The organism is Streptomyces sp. SAI-170 (genome assembly GCF_049739565.1).
In the GTDB taxonomy this organism is placed as follows: Bacteria; Actinomycetota; Actinomycetes; order Streptomycetales; family Streptomycetaceae; genus Streptomyces.
The window spans coordinates 1705893-1720127 of sequence record NZ_JBMGQD010000001.1 but is presented as its reverse complement, the minus strand read 5'-3'; the positions used below and the strand labels follow the sequence as shown (position 1 = coordinate 1720127).

Annotated in this window: 15 protein-coding genes; 6 read left to right on the top strand and 9 right to left on the bottom strand. The window is 73.3% G+C overall.

The annotated features are described in order from the left end of the window. Positions 1-6 precede the first annotated feature (6 nt). Entirely contained in the window at positions 7-1122 is a 1116-nt protein-coding gene (locus RKD23_RS07885; protein ID WP_424853008.1) for a Vms1/Ankzf1 family peptidyl-tRNA hydrolase, read from the bottom strand. Positions 1123-1181: 59 nt separating this feature from the next. On the opposite strand from RKD23_RS07885, the gene RKD23_RS07880 reads away from it, so the two are divergent. After that, the gene (locus tag RKD23_RS07880; protein ID WP_424853007.1) at positions 1182-1496 is read left to right on the top strand and encodes a DUF6158 family protein; all 315 of its coding nucleotides are present in this window, start codon (positions 1182-1184) and stop codon (positions 1494-1496) included. 152 nt (positions 1497-1648) lie between these two features. On the opposite strand, the gene RKD23_RS07875 is transcribed toward RKD23_RS07880, so the two are convergent. The 6 genes from RKD23_RS07875 to RKD23_RS07850 form a co-directional block, all read right to left on the bottom strand. Continuing rightward, complete coding sequence (locus tag RKD23_RS07875; RefSeq protein ID WP_424853006.1) at positions 1649-3745, bottom strand: catalase; 2097 nt, start codon at positions 3743-3745, stop codon at positions 1649-1651. Then, positions 3745-4287 carry a type 1 glutamine amidotransferase domain-containing protein gene (locus RKD23_RS07870; RefSeq protein ID WP_424853005.1) on the bottom strand — a complete coding sequence of 181 codons (543 nt, stop codon included), beginning with the start codon at positions 4285-4287 and terminating at the stop codon, positions 3745-3747. The genes RKD23_RS07875 and RKD23_RS07870 overlap by 1 nt, the downstream gene beginning before the upstream one ends. A gap of 6 nt (positions 4288-4293) precedes the next feature. After that, positions 4294-4950 (bottom strand): diguanylate cyclase, encoded by a 657-nt coding sequence (locus tag RKD23_RS07865; protein WP_424853004.1) that lies wholly within the window; start codon positions 4948-4950, stop codon positions 4294-4296. Then, positions 4947-5402 (bottom strand): CBS domain-containing protein, encoded by a 456-nt coding sequence (locus RKD23_RS07860; RefSeq protein ID WP_424853003.1) that lies wholly within the window; start codon positions 5400-5402, stop codon positions 4947-4949. Before RKD23_RS07860 ends, RKD23_RS07865 begins: the two co-directional genes overlap by 4 nt. Further along, entirely contained in the window at positions 5402-5785 is a 384-nt protein-coding gene (locus RKD23_RS07855) for a DUF2795 domain-containing protein (RefSeq protein ID WP_424853002.1), read from the bottom strand. Before RKD23_RS07855 ends, RKD23_RS07860 begins: the two co-directional genes overlap by 1 nt. Before the next feature lie 257 nt (positions 5786-6042). Beyond that, complete coding sequence (locus tag RKD23_RS07850; protein ID WP_424853001.1) at positions 6043-7839, bottom strand: thiamine pyrophosphate-requiring protein; 1797 nt, start codon at positions 7837-7839, stop codon at positions 6043-6045. A gap of 254 nt (positions 7840-8093) precedes the next feature. On the opposite strand from RKD23_RS07850, the gene RKD23_RS07845 reads away from it, so the two are divergent. The 4 genes from RKD23_RS07845 to RKD23_RS07830 all read left to right on the top strand — a co-directional run bounded on the left by RKD23_RS07845 (position 8094) and on the right by RKD23_RS07830 (position 12237). Continuing rightward, the gene (locus RKD23_RS07845) at positions 8094-8888 is read left to right on the top strand and encodes an RNA polymerase sigma factor SigF (RefSeq protein WP_424853000.1); all 795 of its coding nucleotides are present in this window, start codon (positions 8094-8096) and stop codon (positions 8886-8888) included. A 143-nt stretch (positions 8889-9031) separates the two neighbouring features. Further along, entirely contained in the window at positions 9032-9679 is a 648-nt protein-coding gene (locus RKD23_RS07840; RefSeq protein ID WP_424852999.1) for a hypothetical protein, read from the top strand. Between the two features lie 117 nt (positions 9680-9796). Further along, positions 9797-11128, top strand: a complete 1332-nt coding sequence (locus RKD23_RS07835) for an aminotransferase class I/II-fold pyridoxal phosphate-dependent enzyme (RefSeq protein WP_424858192.1) — start codon at positions 9797-9799, stop codon at positions 11126-11128. After that, positions 11125-12237 (top strand): MBL fold metallo-hydrolase, encoded by a 1113-nt coding sequence (locus tag RKD23_RS07830; RefSeq protein WP_424852998.1) that lies wholly within the window; start codon positions 11125-11127, stop codon positions 12235-12237. The genes RKD23_RS07835 and RKD23_RS07830 overlap by 4 nt, the downstream gene beginning before the upstream one ends. Positions 12238-12293: 56 nt before the next feature. Here RKD23_RS07830 and RKD23_RS07825 read toward each other — a convergent pair whose 3' ends face one another. After that, on the bottom strand, positions 12294-12914 hold the full coding sequence (locus RKD23_RS07825; RefSeq protein WP_424852997.1) for a DedA family protein: 621 nt from the start codon (positions 12912-12914) through the stop codon (positions 12294-12296). Beyond that, positions 12911-13684, bottom strand: coding sequence for an MBL fold metallo-hydrolase (locus RKD23_RS07820; RefSeq protein ID WP_424852996.1), 774 nt, complete (start codon positions 13682-13684; stop codon positions 12911-12913). The genes RKD23_RS07825 and RKD23_RS07820 overlap by 4 nt, the downstream gene beginning before the upstream one ends. 84 nt (positions 13685-13768) lie before the next feature. On the opposite strand from RKD23_RS07820, the gene RKD23_RS07815 reads away from it, so the two are divergent. Further along, positions 13769-14206 (top strand): hypothetical protein, encoded by a 438-nt coding sequence (locus RKD23_RS07815; RefSeq protein WP_424852995.1) that lies wholly within the window; start codon positions 13769-13771, stop codon positions 14204-14206. The last annotated feature ends 29 nt before the right edge of the window (positions 14207-14235 follow it).

Below are 14235 nucleotides of genomic sequence, written 5' to 3'. Positions count from 1 at the left end.
CGCCGCTCAGGACCAGCGCAGCAGCGCGCCGAGTCCGGCCGACGGCACGTCGTCGCGCCGGGCCGCCTCCAGCGGCGCCAGGGACAGCGCGGGCGCGCCCGTGGCGACGGCGGAGCGGATCAGGGCGTCGTCCGCGCGGGCCGCCCACGAGTGCTGCTCGCCGAGGACGCGCAGCTCGGTGCGGCGCACCGCCAGCTGGTCCGGGTCCTCCCCGATCCACACCTCACGACGGGTGTCCGGGCCGTCGGGCCGTACCAGCAACGTGTCGATACGGTGCTCACGCGCGGCCTCGACCAGCGCCGGCACGCCCTCGACCGCCCCGGCGCGTCCCTCGTCGTCGGGCGTGCGTACGGCCAGGAACCGGTCCAGCGCCGCCTGGGTCCGCTCGCGGACATGCCGGGTCCTGGCCTCCTCCACGTCCGCGTCGAGGAGCCTGCTGCCGGCGCCGTGCGGGGCCTCCACCACGCGCTCGGCCAGCCGCTGCGGCATCCGCTCACGCACCGAGTGCCGCTCGCGGTCCTCGCCCACCAGGATCAGCAGGTCGGCCCGCGTCTCCTCCTGGCAGACGGACAGCGCGTCGGCGATCTCGGCCGCGTTGTGCTCCCAGGTGTTCTCCACCCGGAGCTGGAAGTGCCGCTCGGACCAGTCGTTGCTGCTGGTGCGGTGCACCGGCCACTGCCGCCCGGCGACCGTGCCGGCGGGCTCCCGGGCCAGGGCGCTGCGCAGCTCGAAGTCGGCGCCCTTGCGGTCCACGTACGCCACCACGCACACCGGGTCCTCCCCGGCCAGGTCCAGCAGCGGGGAGACGCGCGGCAGCGGCGCCCACTCGGCGCGGTCGGCCTGCGGGGGCCGGGCCAGCGACGGATCGAGCGCGACCTCACCCGCACGGGCGAACAGGGCCCGGCCATGCGGTTCGGGGGAGTGCCGCAGCTCCTCCAGGGCGTCCCGCACCGCCCGGCAGGTGGCCTCGTCCGCGCCCTGCCGGGCCAGCTCGCGGGCCATCGCCTCGGCGGTCAGATGCCGCTCGTGCGGGGTGTCCTCCGTGTGCCGGGAGGTGTCGACGTACACGGAGGCCCAGGGGCCGGTTCGCTCGTACAGTGGGTGCAGGAACGCGAGGTCCATGGCTCCCTCCCGGAGGCCGTTCGATGGTGCGGTGCGCATCGGGCGGGTACCCGAACGGCATGGACGAACACGACGAGCGGGGCACCACGATGACCGGAGTCGAACCGGGCCGGCTGGACGACCAGCAGCTCATGAAGGAGCTGGAGACGATCCACCGCACGCGCCACGACACCCTGCTGTACGGCTCGAACGACGCGCTGCGCGTCCACAACGAGCGCATGGCGCAACTGGAGGGCGAGTACCTCCGCCGCAACCCGCGCCGGTCCGTCTCCCCGGGCCGCACCCGCGACGGTGCGCGCGAGCGCATGCCGTCGGGCCGTGAGCAGGCCCCGGTGGGCAAGTGGGGCCCGGGCGCGGGCGGCGTCGGCGGCTGACAGGGACCCGCACAGCGGCTGACAGGGATGCCCGCACAGCGCTCCGGGCCGCGGGAACCGGGAGTCGGTCCCCGCGGCCCGGAGGCCATGGTCGCCTTCAGCGCCTTCAGCGCCTTCAGCGCCTTCAGCGCCTTCAGCGCCTTGTGCGCCGGTCAGCAGCGCAGCGGCGGGCGGTCCCAGTGCCGGTGCGCCGCGATGGCGTCGACGAACGCCTGTGCGAACTCGGGGCTCGCCGGACCCGGGGTGGTGTCCGTGACCACGCCCTGATCGCTCAGCACCTGCTGGAACTCCGCCGACAGACGCAGCCCCTGGGGTTCCAGGGCGGCGAGGACGCCGACACCGGAGCCGACCGCGGCGATGGGCTTGCCGTGCCGGTAGGCGTCCCGGACGAAACGCATCGCGTCGGGGTCCTCGGCCGTCGAGGGCGTGTCCGCGGGGCCGCCCGGCAGCAGGACGGCGTCGTAGAGGACGGACGCCATCGTCGGCAGGGCGCGGTCCACCGCGTACCGCTCACCGTCGGAGCCCGTGACCGACCCGTCCACCGGGGCCAGCGCCTCCACCAGCGCCCCCTCCGCGGCCAGCGCCTCACGCACCGAGGTGACCTGGGCCGCGTCCACCCCGTCGGCGACCAGCACCGCGATCCGGCGGGTGCGGATCGAGCCGTCGCCGCGCAGGGACCGAAGGCTCAGCGCGGGCGAGGACAGCTTGGACGCCGGCTCGGCCACGGCCGCGGGCCCGGGTACGCCGATGCCGCGGGCGACCTCGGCCGCCAGTTCGCCGTCCACCTTCGCCAGGTGCTCCACCGTCCGGGCCCGCACCGCGCGCGCCTCGACCTTGCCCAGCTCGAACCGGAACGCGGCCACGATGTGCTGCTTCTCCCAGTCGGCCATGCTGTTCCAGAACAGCGCGGGCTGGCTGTAGTGGTCCTCGAAGCTCGGACTGCGCCGCCGGATCGTGGCGCCGTCGATCTTCTCGGTGTAGTGCCGGAAGGCGTGCGGGTCGGCGCCCGCGTGCGCGGGACAGCCGCCGCCCAGCGAGTTGGGGAAGTAGTTCGTGCCCCGGTGGATCGTGCTCTGGCCGTACCCGTCGCGCTGGTTGGTGCGCACCGGCGCCACCGGCCGGTTCACCGGCAGCTGCGCGAAGTTGGGCCCGCCCAGCCGGATCAGCTGCGTGTCCAGATAGGAGAAGTTGCGGGCCTGGAGCAGCGGATCGTTGGTGAAGTCGATGCCCGGCACCACGTTCGCCGTGTGGAAGGCGACCTGCTCGGTCTCGGCGAAGAAATTCTCCGGGTTGCGGTCCAGCACCATCCGGCCGATCGGCCGCACCGGCACCTGCTCCTCCGGGATGAGCTTCGTCGCGTCGAGCAGGTCGAAGTCGAAGGAGAACTCGTCCTCCTCCGGCACCAGTTGGACGCCCAGCTCCCACTCCGGGAACTCGCCCGCCTCGATCGCGTCCCACAGGTCCCGCCGGTTGAAGTCCGGGTCACGCCCCTGGCACTCCTGCGCCTCGTCCCACACCAGCGAGTGCGCGCCGAGCCGCGGCTTCCAGTGGAACTTCACGAACGTGCCCTTGCCGTCGACGTTCACGAACCGGAAGGTGTGCACCCCGAAGCCCTGCATCATGCGGTAGCTGCGCGGGATCGCCCGGTCCGACATCAGCCACATGATCGCGTGCAGCGTCTCCGGCTGCAGCGACACGAAGTCCCACAGGCTGTCGTGCGCGGAGGCGCCGGTGGGGATGTCGTTGTGCGGCTCGGGCTTCACCGCGTGCACGAAGTCGGGGAACTTGATGCCGTCCTGGATGAAGAACACCGGGAAGTTGTTCCCGACGAGGTCGTAATTCCCTTCCGAGGTATAGAACTTGGTCGCGAAGCCGCGCACGTCCCGCACCGTGTCCGCCGAGCCCTTCGGGCCCTGCACGGTGGAGAACCGCACGAACACGGGCGTGCGCACCGCCGGGTCCTGGAGGAACGCCGCGCGGGTGAACTCCGCGCACGACTCGTACGGTTCGAAGTAGCCGTACGCCCCCGCGCCCCGGGCGTGCACCACCCGCTCCGGGATCCGCTCATGGTCGAACCGGGTCAGCTTCTCCCGGAAGTGGAAGTCCTCCAGCAGCGTCGGCCCGCGCTCGCCCGCGCTCAGCGAGTCGTCGGTGTGGTCGACCGGCACGCCCTGGTCGGTGGTGAGCGGACCGGACGCAGGGTCCTCGGCGCGGAAGAAGTCCCGCTGCTCCTGCTTGGGGTCCCCCATCAGCCGCCCTCCTTCGCGAAGACCTCCACGAAGGCCTCGCAGAACGCCTTGAGATCGTCCGGCTTACGGCTCGTGACCAGCTTGTTCGGCCCGTGGTCGCACACCTTGACCTGCTCGTCGACCCAGGTGCCGCCCGCGTTGGTGATGTCCGTGCGCAGACTCGGCCAGGAGGTGAGCACCCGGCCGCGCACCACGTCCGCCTCCACCAGCGTCCAGGGCGCATGGCAGATCGCGGCCACCGGACGGCCCCGCTCGAAGAAGTCCTTCACGAACGCCACGGCCTTGTCGTCCAGCCGCAGGAAGTCCGGGTTGGCCACCCCGCCGGGCAGTACCAGCGCGCCGAACGACTCCGCCGGCACCTCGCCCACCACCTCGTCCACGGCGAAGGTGGCCGCCTTGTCGAGATGGTCGAAGGCCTGCACATGGCCGGGCTTCGTCGACACCAGCACCGGCTCGTGCCCGGCGTCCTCCGCCGCCTGCCAGGGAGCGGTCAGCTCGATCTGCTCCACGCCCTCGGGCGCGGTCAGAAACGCGATCCGCATCTGTTCTCACTCTCCTTCCGTGGCACGCCATTCGGCCTGGTCACCGGTGGCGTGCTTGTTCTCCCGGCGCGCCGCCCTCAGGCAGCGCAGCAGTTCCTCGCCGTACGGCAGCAGCACACAGGTGCCGACCGCGGCGGCGATCCCCGCGATGTACGCCCGCGACAGCGGAGGCTCGCGCCGCACCAGACGCCAGGCGTCCCGGCTTCCGCGGCCCCCGCGCAGCAGCGACCTGACCTGGTCGGCGTGCAGACACATCAGTGCGGACAGCGCGCCGAACGGCAGCGACTCCAGAAAGCTGTGGATGTGCTGCTCGATGGGGCGCACCTCGCGGTCGCTGTGCGTCGCCATCCGCACGTCCCACAGCGCGGTCGCCTCATGGGCGGCGGTACCCGCCAACTGCACGGTGAGCATCAGCGGATTGATCTCGTAGCGCAGCGTCAGCGCGATCGGCACGCCCACCTCGGCCATCATCAGCGAGTGGAGCACCGACTCCTTCGTCCCCGTCGTCTCCTCGATCCGGGTGCGCCGGTGCATCAGCCAGTCCGCGAGACCCGGCACGAACCAGCTCGGCAGCAGCCCGTACAGCAGATAGCGGACCGTGGCGTCACCCACGTCCACGGTGACGCCCGTCCGCGAGATCTCGGCGGCCCGGTTCCGGCTCACACGGGCCCCCGGCCGTGCGGAGCGGCGCCGGGCCCCTCGTCAGGTTCAGCCCTGCTGATCGCGGCCAGCGCGCTGTCGGGGTTCTCGGACATCGCCAGGTCCCCGAGCGTGACCATCCCGACCGGCAGCCCGTTCTCGACGACCGGCAGCCGTCGTACGGCCTTGGCCCGCATCAGCGCGACGGCCGCCGCGACCGTCTCCTGCGGCGTGACCGTCACCGGGTGCGGGGTGCAGGCCGCCTGGGCGCTCATCGTCAGCGGGTCGATGCCCTCGGCCACCGCCCGTATCGTGATGTCACGGTCGGTGAGCACCCCGACGACCTCCTGGCCGTCGGCCACCAGCACGTCCCCGATGTCCTGCGCCCGCATCAGCTGCGCGGCCTCCGCCAGCGAGGCGTCCGGGCGTACGGCGACCACGCCCGGGGTCATGACCTCGCGTACGAACTCGGCCATCACCGGCCTCCTTCCGTTCCCTCGCCCCTGGTCAGGGCCTCGGCGAGCTCCTGGACGTTGCGATAGCGCGCGGAACGCGGCAGCCGGTGCAGTGGCTCGATCAGGGCGTCCGGCGCATGCCGGTCGCGCAGCATGCCCATCAGCTCTCGGGGACCCGCCGGAAACGCGGTCCGTCCCAGTACGCGGCCGAGTTCCAGGCGCGCCTCGGCGGCCGACGCCGGGACGTGCGGGCCACCCGCGATCCACGGGTCGTCCTCGGCGACGGGCTCCGGATCGTGCCACTCCTCCACCCGCGTGGGGTGGCCCGACCTCAGCAGGCCCTGGAGCTGGTGCTTCATCTCGTCGTCGCGGTGCGCGCTCATCCGGTCGCTGCCTCGCTGCATGACTCCTCCAGATCGTCGGCAGTCGCGCACCGCGTACCCGGCCCCGCTCCGACGACACCGGGGTTTGCCGGCCGGATCGGGGGAGACCCGGCTGTCACCCCCCACGGGTCCACCTGGGGAAGGAAAGACCATGGTCGTACTCGCGGTGCTCGTCCCCGTCCTCCTGCTCGGCGTCGTGCTGGCGCTCGGCTGGTACGAGGATCTGGTCCTGCCACCGGAGAAGACGAGGACGACGCAACCCGCGCCGTCCTCGCCCGCTACTTCTTCGCCCGCCCGGGCAGGAACTCCTGCACCTTCGCCTTGAGGCCCTGCCGCACCATCGAGCCGCGGTCGGCGTCGCCCTTCAGGATCGACGCGGCCGTGGCCTCCATCTGCTCCCAGGTGGAGTGCGGCGGGATCGGCGGTACGGCAGGATCGGTGAGGAACTCCACCACCGCCGGCCCGTCCGCCTCCAGGCCGGCCCGCCAGCCCGCCTCCACGTCCTCCGGCTTCTCCACCCGTACGCCGGTCAGGCCCAGGCTCCGGGCGAACGCCGCGTACTGCACGTCCGGCAGCTCCTGCGAGGGCAGGAAGGACGGCGCGCCCTCCATGGCCCGCATCTCCCAGGTGACCTGGTTCAGGTCGTGGTTGTTGAACACGGCCACCACCAGGCGCGGGTCCTGCCAGCGGTCGGCGTACTTCGCGGCCGTGATCAGCTCCGCCATGCCGTTCATCTGCATGGCGCCGTCACCGACCAGCGCGATCGCCGGCCGGTCCGGGTGCGCGAACTTCGCACCGATCGCGTACGGCACGCCGCAGCCCATCGTCGCCAGCGTTCCCGACAGCGACGAGCGCATGCCCGGCCGCATGGTCAGATGACGGGCGTACCAGTTCGCCGCGGAACCCGAGTCGGACGACACCATCGCGTCGTCGGGCAGCAGCGGGTCCAGCGCACGCGCCACGTACTCCGGGTTGATCGGGTCCGCCGACAGACCGGCCCGCCGCTCCATCACCTCGTGCCAGCGCGCCACGTTGTCGCACACCGTGTCGAACCACTCCCGGCCGCGTTCCTCGCCCCGCAGCATCGGGATCAGCCGCCGCAGCGTCTCCCGGGCGTCGCCGACCAGGTTCACCTCGTACGGATAGCGCATCCCCACCATGTGCGGGTCGATGTCGATCTGCACCCCGCGCGCCTTGCCGAACTCCGGCATGAACTGCGTGTACGGGAACGACGATCCGATGGTCAGCAGCGTGTCGCAGTCCCGCATCAGCTCGTACGAAGGACGTGTGCCCAGCAGCCCGATCGACCCGGTCACGTACGGCAGTTCGTCGCTGAGCACGTCCTTGCCGAGCAGTGCCTTGGCGACGCCCGCGCCGAGTGTCTCGGCGACGTTGCGCACCTCCTCGACGGCACCGGAGGCGCCCTGACCGATCAGGATCGCCACCTTGTCACCGGAGTTGAGGATCTCCGCCGCCCGGCGCAGCGACTCGTCCGACGGGACCGCCGTCCAGGAGCTGCGGTCCAGGCTGGACGGCACCATCTTGAACTCGTGCGTGGGCGGCGAGTAGTCCAGCTCCTGCACATCGCCCGGGATGATCAGCGCGGTGGGGCAGCGGCGCGCGTACGCGGTGCGGATCGCCCGGTCCAGGACGTTCGGCAACTGCTCGGGCACCGTCACCGTCTCCACGAAGTCGGAGGCGACGTCCTTGAACAGCGTGTGCAGGTCCACCTCCTGCTGATAGGAGCCGCCCATCGCGGTGCGGTGCGTCTGGCCGACGATCGCCAGCACCGGCACATGGTCCAGCTTCGCGTCGTACAGGCCGTTCAGCAGGTGGATGGCGCCCGGGCCCGAGGTCGCCGCGCACACCCCGAGACGGCCGCCGAACTTGGCGTAGCCGACCGCCTCGAACGCGGACATCTCCTCGTGCCGGGACTGGACGAACATCGGCTGGTCCTCGGCCCGGCCCCAGGCGGCGAGCAGGCCGTTGATGCCGTCGCCGGGGTAGCCGAAGACATGCTCGACCCCCCACTCGCGCAGCCGTGACAGGACGTGGTCGGAGACCTTCGTGCTCATGACGGAACCTCCCGGGTCGGGACGACAAGGCGGACCGGGCTCTGTGCCCTGCCGAGTCACCCCGCACCACGGCCGGAAACCCCCGGCCCGGGTTTGCGGCCCCCGGCCCCGGGCAGGCGCACCCCAGTGCTTCGGACCGGAGGCACGTCCGTGGTGGCGGCCTGCCGCAGCCCGCGCGCACGATGCCCGGCCACGCCAGGCTTCCCACGGTGACCGTCCATCCCAGAGCACCCGCAAGGGAGTTGCGACGCACCATGCGCACCCAAGCAGCCGCGAAGCACCACCCTCATGACGACGCCCCCGACACCGCCCAGGCCTTCCGCACCCTCGCCGAACTGCCCCCGGGACCGCAGCGCGACACGCTGCGCGAGCAGATCGTCGAGGCCTGGCTGCCCATGGCCGAACGGCTCGCCGGCCGCTTCCGCAGCCGCGGCGAGTCCCACGAGGACCTGCGCCAGGTGGCGGCGCTCGGCCTGGTCAAGGCCGTCGACCGCTACGACCCCGCGCGCGGCAACGCCTTCGAGAGCTACGCCGTGCCCACCATCACCGGAGAGATCAAGCGCCACTTCCGCGACCACATGTGGACCCTGCACGTCCCCCGCCGGGTCCAGGACCTGCGCAACCGCGTCCGGTTCGCCCTTCAGGACCTCACCCAGGAAATCTCCGGGCGCACGCCCACCGTCACCGAGATCGCCGAGCACACGAACCTGAGCGAGGAGGACGTCAAGACCGGCCTGGAGGCGCTGGAGAGCTTCACCGCCCTCTCGCTCGACGCGGAACTGCCCGGCAGCGAGGACGGCTACTCCCTCGGCGACGCCCTCGGCGCCCCCGACCCCGCCCTCGACACGGTCGTCGACCGCGAGGCCGTCAAGCCCCGGCTCGCCGCCCTGCCCGAACGGGAACGCGCCATCCTCTACATGCGGTTCTTCGGCGACATGACCCAGAGCCGCATCGCCGAGCAGTTCGGCATCTCGCAGATGCACGTCTCCCGGCTGATCAGCCGCTGCTGTGACCGGCTGAGGGAACAGGTGCTGGACGACGCCGCCTGAGCGGGGCCCGGCTTCACCCGGTCGGGCGTGCGGGTCCCACTGATGGGGTCCGGCCGCGCGCGGGTCCGGGTGGGGCGGGCTGTGATGGCTGCGGGGGCGCGAGCGCCGTGCCCCCGCAGCCGCCGGCCCGAGGAGCCCTTCGTATGCGCCGCACCGCCCGTGCCCTGTCCGTCGTCGCCCTCACCGGCGCCGCCCTGACCGGTGCCGTGCCGCTGGTGGCGGCCGAACCCGCCGCCGAGGTGAGCCCCGCCACCGCGTCGCCGGGCGGCAGCGTCACCGTGTCCGTCTCCTGCGACCCCGTCGGCGGATCGCCGCCCGCCACCATGGACGCCACCTCCGAGGCCTTCGAGGAGGGCACCGTCGCCCTGCAGCTGGTGCCCGGCAACGACGACCCGGTGTCCGGACCCGCCTACCGCGGCACCGCCGCCATCGCGTCCGCCGGCGCCCTGGAGAGCGAACCGGCCGGCCTCGGACCCGACACCGCGTGGACCGTCGAGGGCACCTGCCCCGCCGCGCCCGGCGGCCAGGGCAAGCCGTGGAGCGCCACCTTCACCGTGACCAAGGACGGCGGCGGCGCCACCAGCGCGCCGCCCTGCCCCGAGACGAGCCACGGCACGACCCACGGCACCCCCTGCCCGCCCGCCCCCGTACAGCACGGCGTACGGGCCGGACAGGGCGGCACCTTCACCGACTCGGTGCCCGCCCTCGTCGCCGGCGGCCTGCTCATCGCCGGAGCCCTCGGCGGCGCCGCCTACCGCCTGTACCGCAGGAACCCCGCCCGGGACGCCTGACCGCACCTCGCGCCGGGTACACAGAGCCCCACGGGCCGCACGAGCGCTCGCTCCGCGCCCGGCCCGGGCACCCGGCATGCGGGCGGACGACAGCGGCGGCACGATGCGGAGGTGGGTATGCGGTGGGCGGCGGACGCGGAGGGACACGGGCCCGTACGGTACGGGCCGCCGTTGCCCGACGACGGGCTGCCGGTGCTGCCGGACCTGTGCGCGGTGGTCGCGGCCGCCGCCGGACGCGGCGCCGCCGAGCCGGTCGGCGGCGGCACGGGACTGCTGGACGCCGCCTGCGGCTACTGGGAGCGCCGCGGACTGCCCACCGCGCCCCAGCACGCCGCCGCGGGCCCCGGCGCCCCGTCCCTGCTGCTCGCGCTGACCGCCGCGCTCGGCGGCGACGTCCTCGTGCCCCGGCCCTGCGCCGCCTGGTGGGCACCGTACGCACGTCTCCTCGGCAGACCCGTCTTCCACGTCGCGACTCCCGCCGAGTGCGGCGGCGTTCCCGACCCGTACGCGCTGCTGGAGACCGTGCGCCGGGTCCGTGAGGAGGGCGGGGACCCGCGGCTGCTCGTGCTGTCCGTCGCCGACGACCCCACCGGCACCGTCGCCCCGCCCGAGGTCCTGCACGAGGCCGTCGAGGCCGCCGCGGGGGAGGGCCTGCACCTGGTCAGCGACGAGACCTGGCGCGACACGCTGCACCACCCGCCCGACCGCCGGCACTATCCGCCCGACCCGCGGCACCCCTCGCCCGACCGCCGGCACTCCCCGCCCGACCCGCTGCACTTCCCGGGCACCGCGCTGCTCAGCCCCGCCGAGATGCTCCCGGACCGGGTCACCGTCGTCACCGACCTGGCCGGCGCGCTGCTGCCCACCGGCTGGCCGGCCGCCGTCGCCCGCTTCCCCGGCGATCCGGCCGGAGCCCGGCTCCACGCGCGCGTGCTGGACGTCCTCACCGCCCTCGGCGCCCGTGTCGCGAGCCCGGTCGCCGCCGCGGCCGCTCACGCCCTCGCCGAACCCGAGCCGGTCACCGCCCGCGTCTCCGCCGCCGTGCGCCTGCACGCGCGCGTGGCCGCCCACCTGCACGACGCCGTCATCGGCGCGGGCGCCCTCGCCCGGCCCCCGCAGGCCGGCCGCCACCTCTACGTCGACCTCGGCCCGCTGCGCACCGCGCTGACCGCCCACGGCGTCGGCGACGCCCAGGAACTGGAGGACTTCCTCACCGCCCGGCTCGGCATGCCCGCCCCCGGCGGCCAGCGCTTCGGCGACGACCTCGCGGCCCTGCGCGTACGGCTCGCCACCGGGCCGCTGCTCGGCGGCACCGACGAGGAGCGTGCGGCCTGCCTCGATTCACCCTCGCCGTTGGAACTGCCACATGTGCACCGCGCGTTGACCACCGTGAAGACGGTCTTCGACGATCTCCGCGACGACGCTCAGCGATGGGAGCCTCCTCGATGACGCAGCAGTCCGAGTCGACCACCACGAGTGCCGGTCCCCGCGAAGACGCCTCCGCACGGGAAGCCGCCGCCCCGCTCACCGAGTCCCCCCTGTCCCCTCTCACCGAATCCCCCCTCGCCCCGCCGTTCCCGCCGCTCGCCGAGCCCCGCCCGCTGGGGGAGCGGCGCGTGTGGCCGCGCACCTTCCACGACCGGCTCACCGCCCCGCTGCCCGGCCTCAAGGCGTTCGCCCGCTTCGCCCGCGAGGGCGCCGTACGCCCCGGACCCGACGGCCTCGCCGACATCCCCCGGCTGCCCTTCGCGCCGGGCCCGCTGCCCCGCGTGGACACCCGTACCGTCGCCGTCTCCTGGGCGGGGCACGCCAGTTGGGTGGTGCGCATCGGCGGTCTGACCGTCCTCACCGACCCCGTGTGGTCCCGCCGCATCCTCGGCACGCCGCCCCGCATCACACCCGTCGGTATCGCCTGGAGCGCCCTGCCGCGCGTGGACGCGGTCGTCATCAGCCACAACCACTACGATCATCTCGACGCGCCCACCCTGAGCCGACTCCCGCGCGACACCCCGGTGTTCGTGCCGGCCGGCCTCGGTCGCTGGTTCCAGCGCCGCCGCTTCACCTGTGTCACCGAGCTGGACTGGTGGGAGGCCGCCGAACTGTCCGGGGTCCGCTTCGACTTCGTCCCCGCCCACCACTGGTCCAAGCGCACCCTCACCGACACCTGCCTCTCCCTCTGGGGCGGCTGGGTCCTCACCGACCCCGACGGACAGCGCGTCTACTTCGCCGGAGACACCGGCTACGGCCACTGGTTCACCCGCATCGGCCGCCGCTACCCCGGCATCGACCTCGCCCTCCTCCCCATCGGCGCCTACGACCCCCGCTGGTGGCTCAGCGACGTCCACTGCGACCCCGAGGAAGCGGTGCGCGCCGCCCAGGATCTGGGCGCGCGCAGGATGGCCCCCATGCACTGGGCCACGTTCATCCTGTCGGCGGAGCCGGTACTGGAACCGCTGGAGAGGGTGAGGAGGGCCTGGGAAAGAGCGGGGCTCGAGAGGGACGACCTATGGGATCTGCCCGTAGGCGCTTCAAGGGTCCTCAAGGGTGCCGACCTCTAAGGGGCGCGGGGAACTGCGCGACAAGCCACGACGGCGCGGCACCCCGCAACGCAACATCAAGAGGCAGCCCGAACCCGCTTCCACACACTGGGCGCCACACTGATCACCAGCGTGAGCACAATCGCCGCGACAACCCCCTCCCACGGCTCGGGAAACAGCGAACCCCCCAGAATGCCGATCAACTGATACGTCACGGCCCACGCCAGGCACGCAGGAAGGTTCCCGCGCACAAACCGCCGCAGAGGCCACTGCGCCAGCAGACACGCCAGCATCACCGGCAACCGCCCCGCCGGCACCAGCCGGGACAGCACCAGCACGGCCACCCCGTGCTCGGCCAGCTTCGCCTGAGCCTGCTCCAGCCGGTCCTCAGGCGCCCGCGCCCGAATCGCCTCCAGCCACCGCGACCCGTTCTTCGACTTCAGCCCCCGCCGCCCGAGCCAGTACAGCGCCACATCCCCCAGGAACGCGGCGACAGAAGCCGTCACGAACACCAGAGCCAGAGCGAACGGCGCGGTCTGGTGAAAGGCCACCACCGCGGCGGAAGAGACCAGCGCCCCGGTCGGCACGACCGGGACCAGCGCCCCGATCAACACCAGCAGAAACAGCGACGGATACCCGAGGGCCTGCTGCGTCGACTCCGGCGGCACCGACGAGGACGCGGCCGCGAGCAGGCTCACCGTGCGACCCCCAGCCGCACGCTCTCCCCGTGCCCCAGCCGGTGCACCGCCACCTCCGGTGCCCGCTCGGCGGCGAGGCGCTCGAACTCGTGCCCCGGCGCATGGAACTCATGGGGGCGCACGGCGTCCATCCCGATCGGCCAGTACGTCCCGTAGTGCACCGGTACCGCACTCGCCGCCCCCAGCAGCGCGAGCGCCTGTGCGGCCCGCCCCGCGTCCAGATGCCCCTCGCCCAGATACGGCCCCCAGCCGCCCACCGGAAGCAGTGCCACGTCGACCGGCCCGACCTCCTTGGCCATGGTGTCGAACAGGCCGGTGTCCCCGGCGAAGTAGGTCCGCGCCTCGCCCTCGACGACATAGCCGAGCGCGGGGGAGCGATGCGGCCCCACCGGCAGCCGCCGCCCGTCGTGCGCCGCGGGCACGGCCCGTACGAGGAGATCACCCACACGCGTCTCGTCGCCGGGCGCCACCTCCTCGATCCGCAGGTGGGAGAGCCGGCGCAGGGACGGCACCGCACGGCGTGCGCCCCGGGGCACGAACAGGCGCGTGCCCGGCGCGAGCCGCGCGAGCGACGGCACATGCAGATGATCGGCGTGCAGATGCGACACCAGCGCCACGTCCGCGCGCCAGGCACCCGGCGGCGGCAACGCGCCCCGGCGGCGCCGCAGATGCGCCAGCCTGCGGGCGAACAGGGGGTCGGTGAGGACACGGACGTCCGAGTCCGCGACCGTGCAGGTGGCGTGCCCCCACCAGGTGATCTCCACCGGCACTCCTCCGCCCCTTTCACGCGACTCCCCCGAAGCCTACGTGCAGGAGTAGGGTCGGCGGCGAAACCCTGAGGTGAGGGGGACGCCATGGGACAGACGCGGGGTGCCTTCGGCCGGCCGGACGCGGCGGTCGCGCAGGTCACGGCGATCGCCGGCCTGACGCCGCTGGAGGAACTGGAGGCCGATCCCTTCCTGGTCGACTCCCGCGGCCAGCACGCCATGTGCGCGCGCTGGGCCGCCGAACGCGGCTACGTCGTCGTGCGCCAACTCCTGGTGCGTGGACTGCGGCCCGACCACCGCGCCCTGTGGGACGGTGTCCGGCCCGGGCTCGACCTGTTCGTGGCGCCCAGCCCGCGCGTCCTGCGCTGCGCGCTCGCCTCCCTGGAGGAGTTCACCGCCGAGTGCGCACGCCGTGGGGTGCGCCTGGAGACGGTGGGCTGCGCCGAACCGGCCTACGACGCCGGGATGAAGGCCGTCGTGCACCGCAGGCTGTCGATGCCGACGGCCGGCTACGACGGCCGCTGACCTCACCACGTACATCCGACGGCAGCCCG

Excerpts from the sequence above, each read along its gene's own strand:
- RKD23_RS07885 (WP_424853008.1), bottom strand. The coding sequence starts at position 1,122 with ATGGACCTCGCGTTCCTGCACCCACTGTACGAGCGAACCGGCCCCTGG.
- RKD23_RS07880 (WP_424853007.1), top strand. The coding sequence starts at position 1,182 with ATGGACGAACACGACGAGCGGGGCACCACGATGACCGGAGTCGAACCG.
- RKD23_RS07875 (WP_424853006.1), bottom strand. The coding sequence starts at position 3,745 with ATGGGGGACCCCAAGCAGGAGCAGCGGGACTTCTTCCGCGCCGAGGAC.
- RKD23_RS07870 (WP_424853005.1), bottom strand. The coding sequence starts at position 4,287 with ATGCGGATCGCGTTTCTGACCGCGCCCGAGGGCGTGGAGCAGATCGAG.
- RKD23_RS07860 (WP_424853003.1), bottom strand. The coding sequence starts at position 5,402 with ATGGCCGAGTTCGTACGCGAGGTCATGACCCCGGGCGTGGTCGCCGTA.
- RKD23_RS07855 (WP_424853002.1), bottom strand. The coding sequence starts at position 5,785 with ATGCAGCGAGGCAGCGACCGGATGAGCGCGCACCGCGACGACGAGATG.
- RKD23_RS07850 (WP_424853001.1), bottom strand. The coding sequence starts at position 7,839 with ATGAGCACGAAGGTCTCCGACCACGTCCTGTCACGGCTGCGCGAGTGG.
- RKD23_RS07845 (WP_424853000.1), top strand. The coding sequence starts at position 8,094 with ATGCGCACCCAAGCAGCCGCGAAGCACCACCCTCATGACGACGCCCCC.
- RKD23_RS07840 (WP_424852999.1), top strand. The coding sequence starts at position 9,032 with ATGCGCCGCACCGCCCGTGCCCTGTCCGTCGTCGCCCTCACCGGCGCC.
- RKD23_RS07835 (WP_424858192.1), top strand. The coding sequence starts at position 9,797 with ATGCGGTGGGCGGCGGACGCGGAGGGACACGGGCCCGTACGGTACGGG.
- RKD23_RS07830 (WP_424852998.1), top strand. The coding sequence starts at position 11,125 with ATGACGCAGCAGTCCGAGTCGACCACCACGAGTGCCGGTCCCCGCGAA.
- RKD23_RS07815 (WP_424852995.1), top strand. The coding sequence starts at position 13,769 with ATGGGACAGACGCGGGGTGCCTTCGGCCGGCCGGACGCGGCGGTCGCG.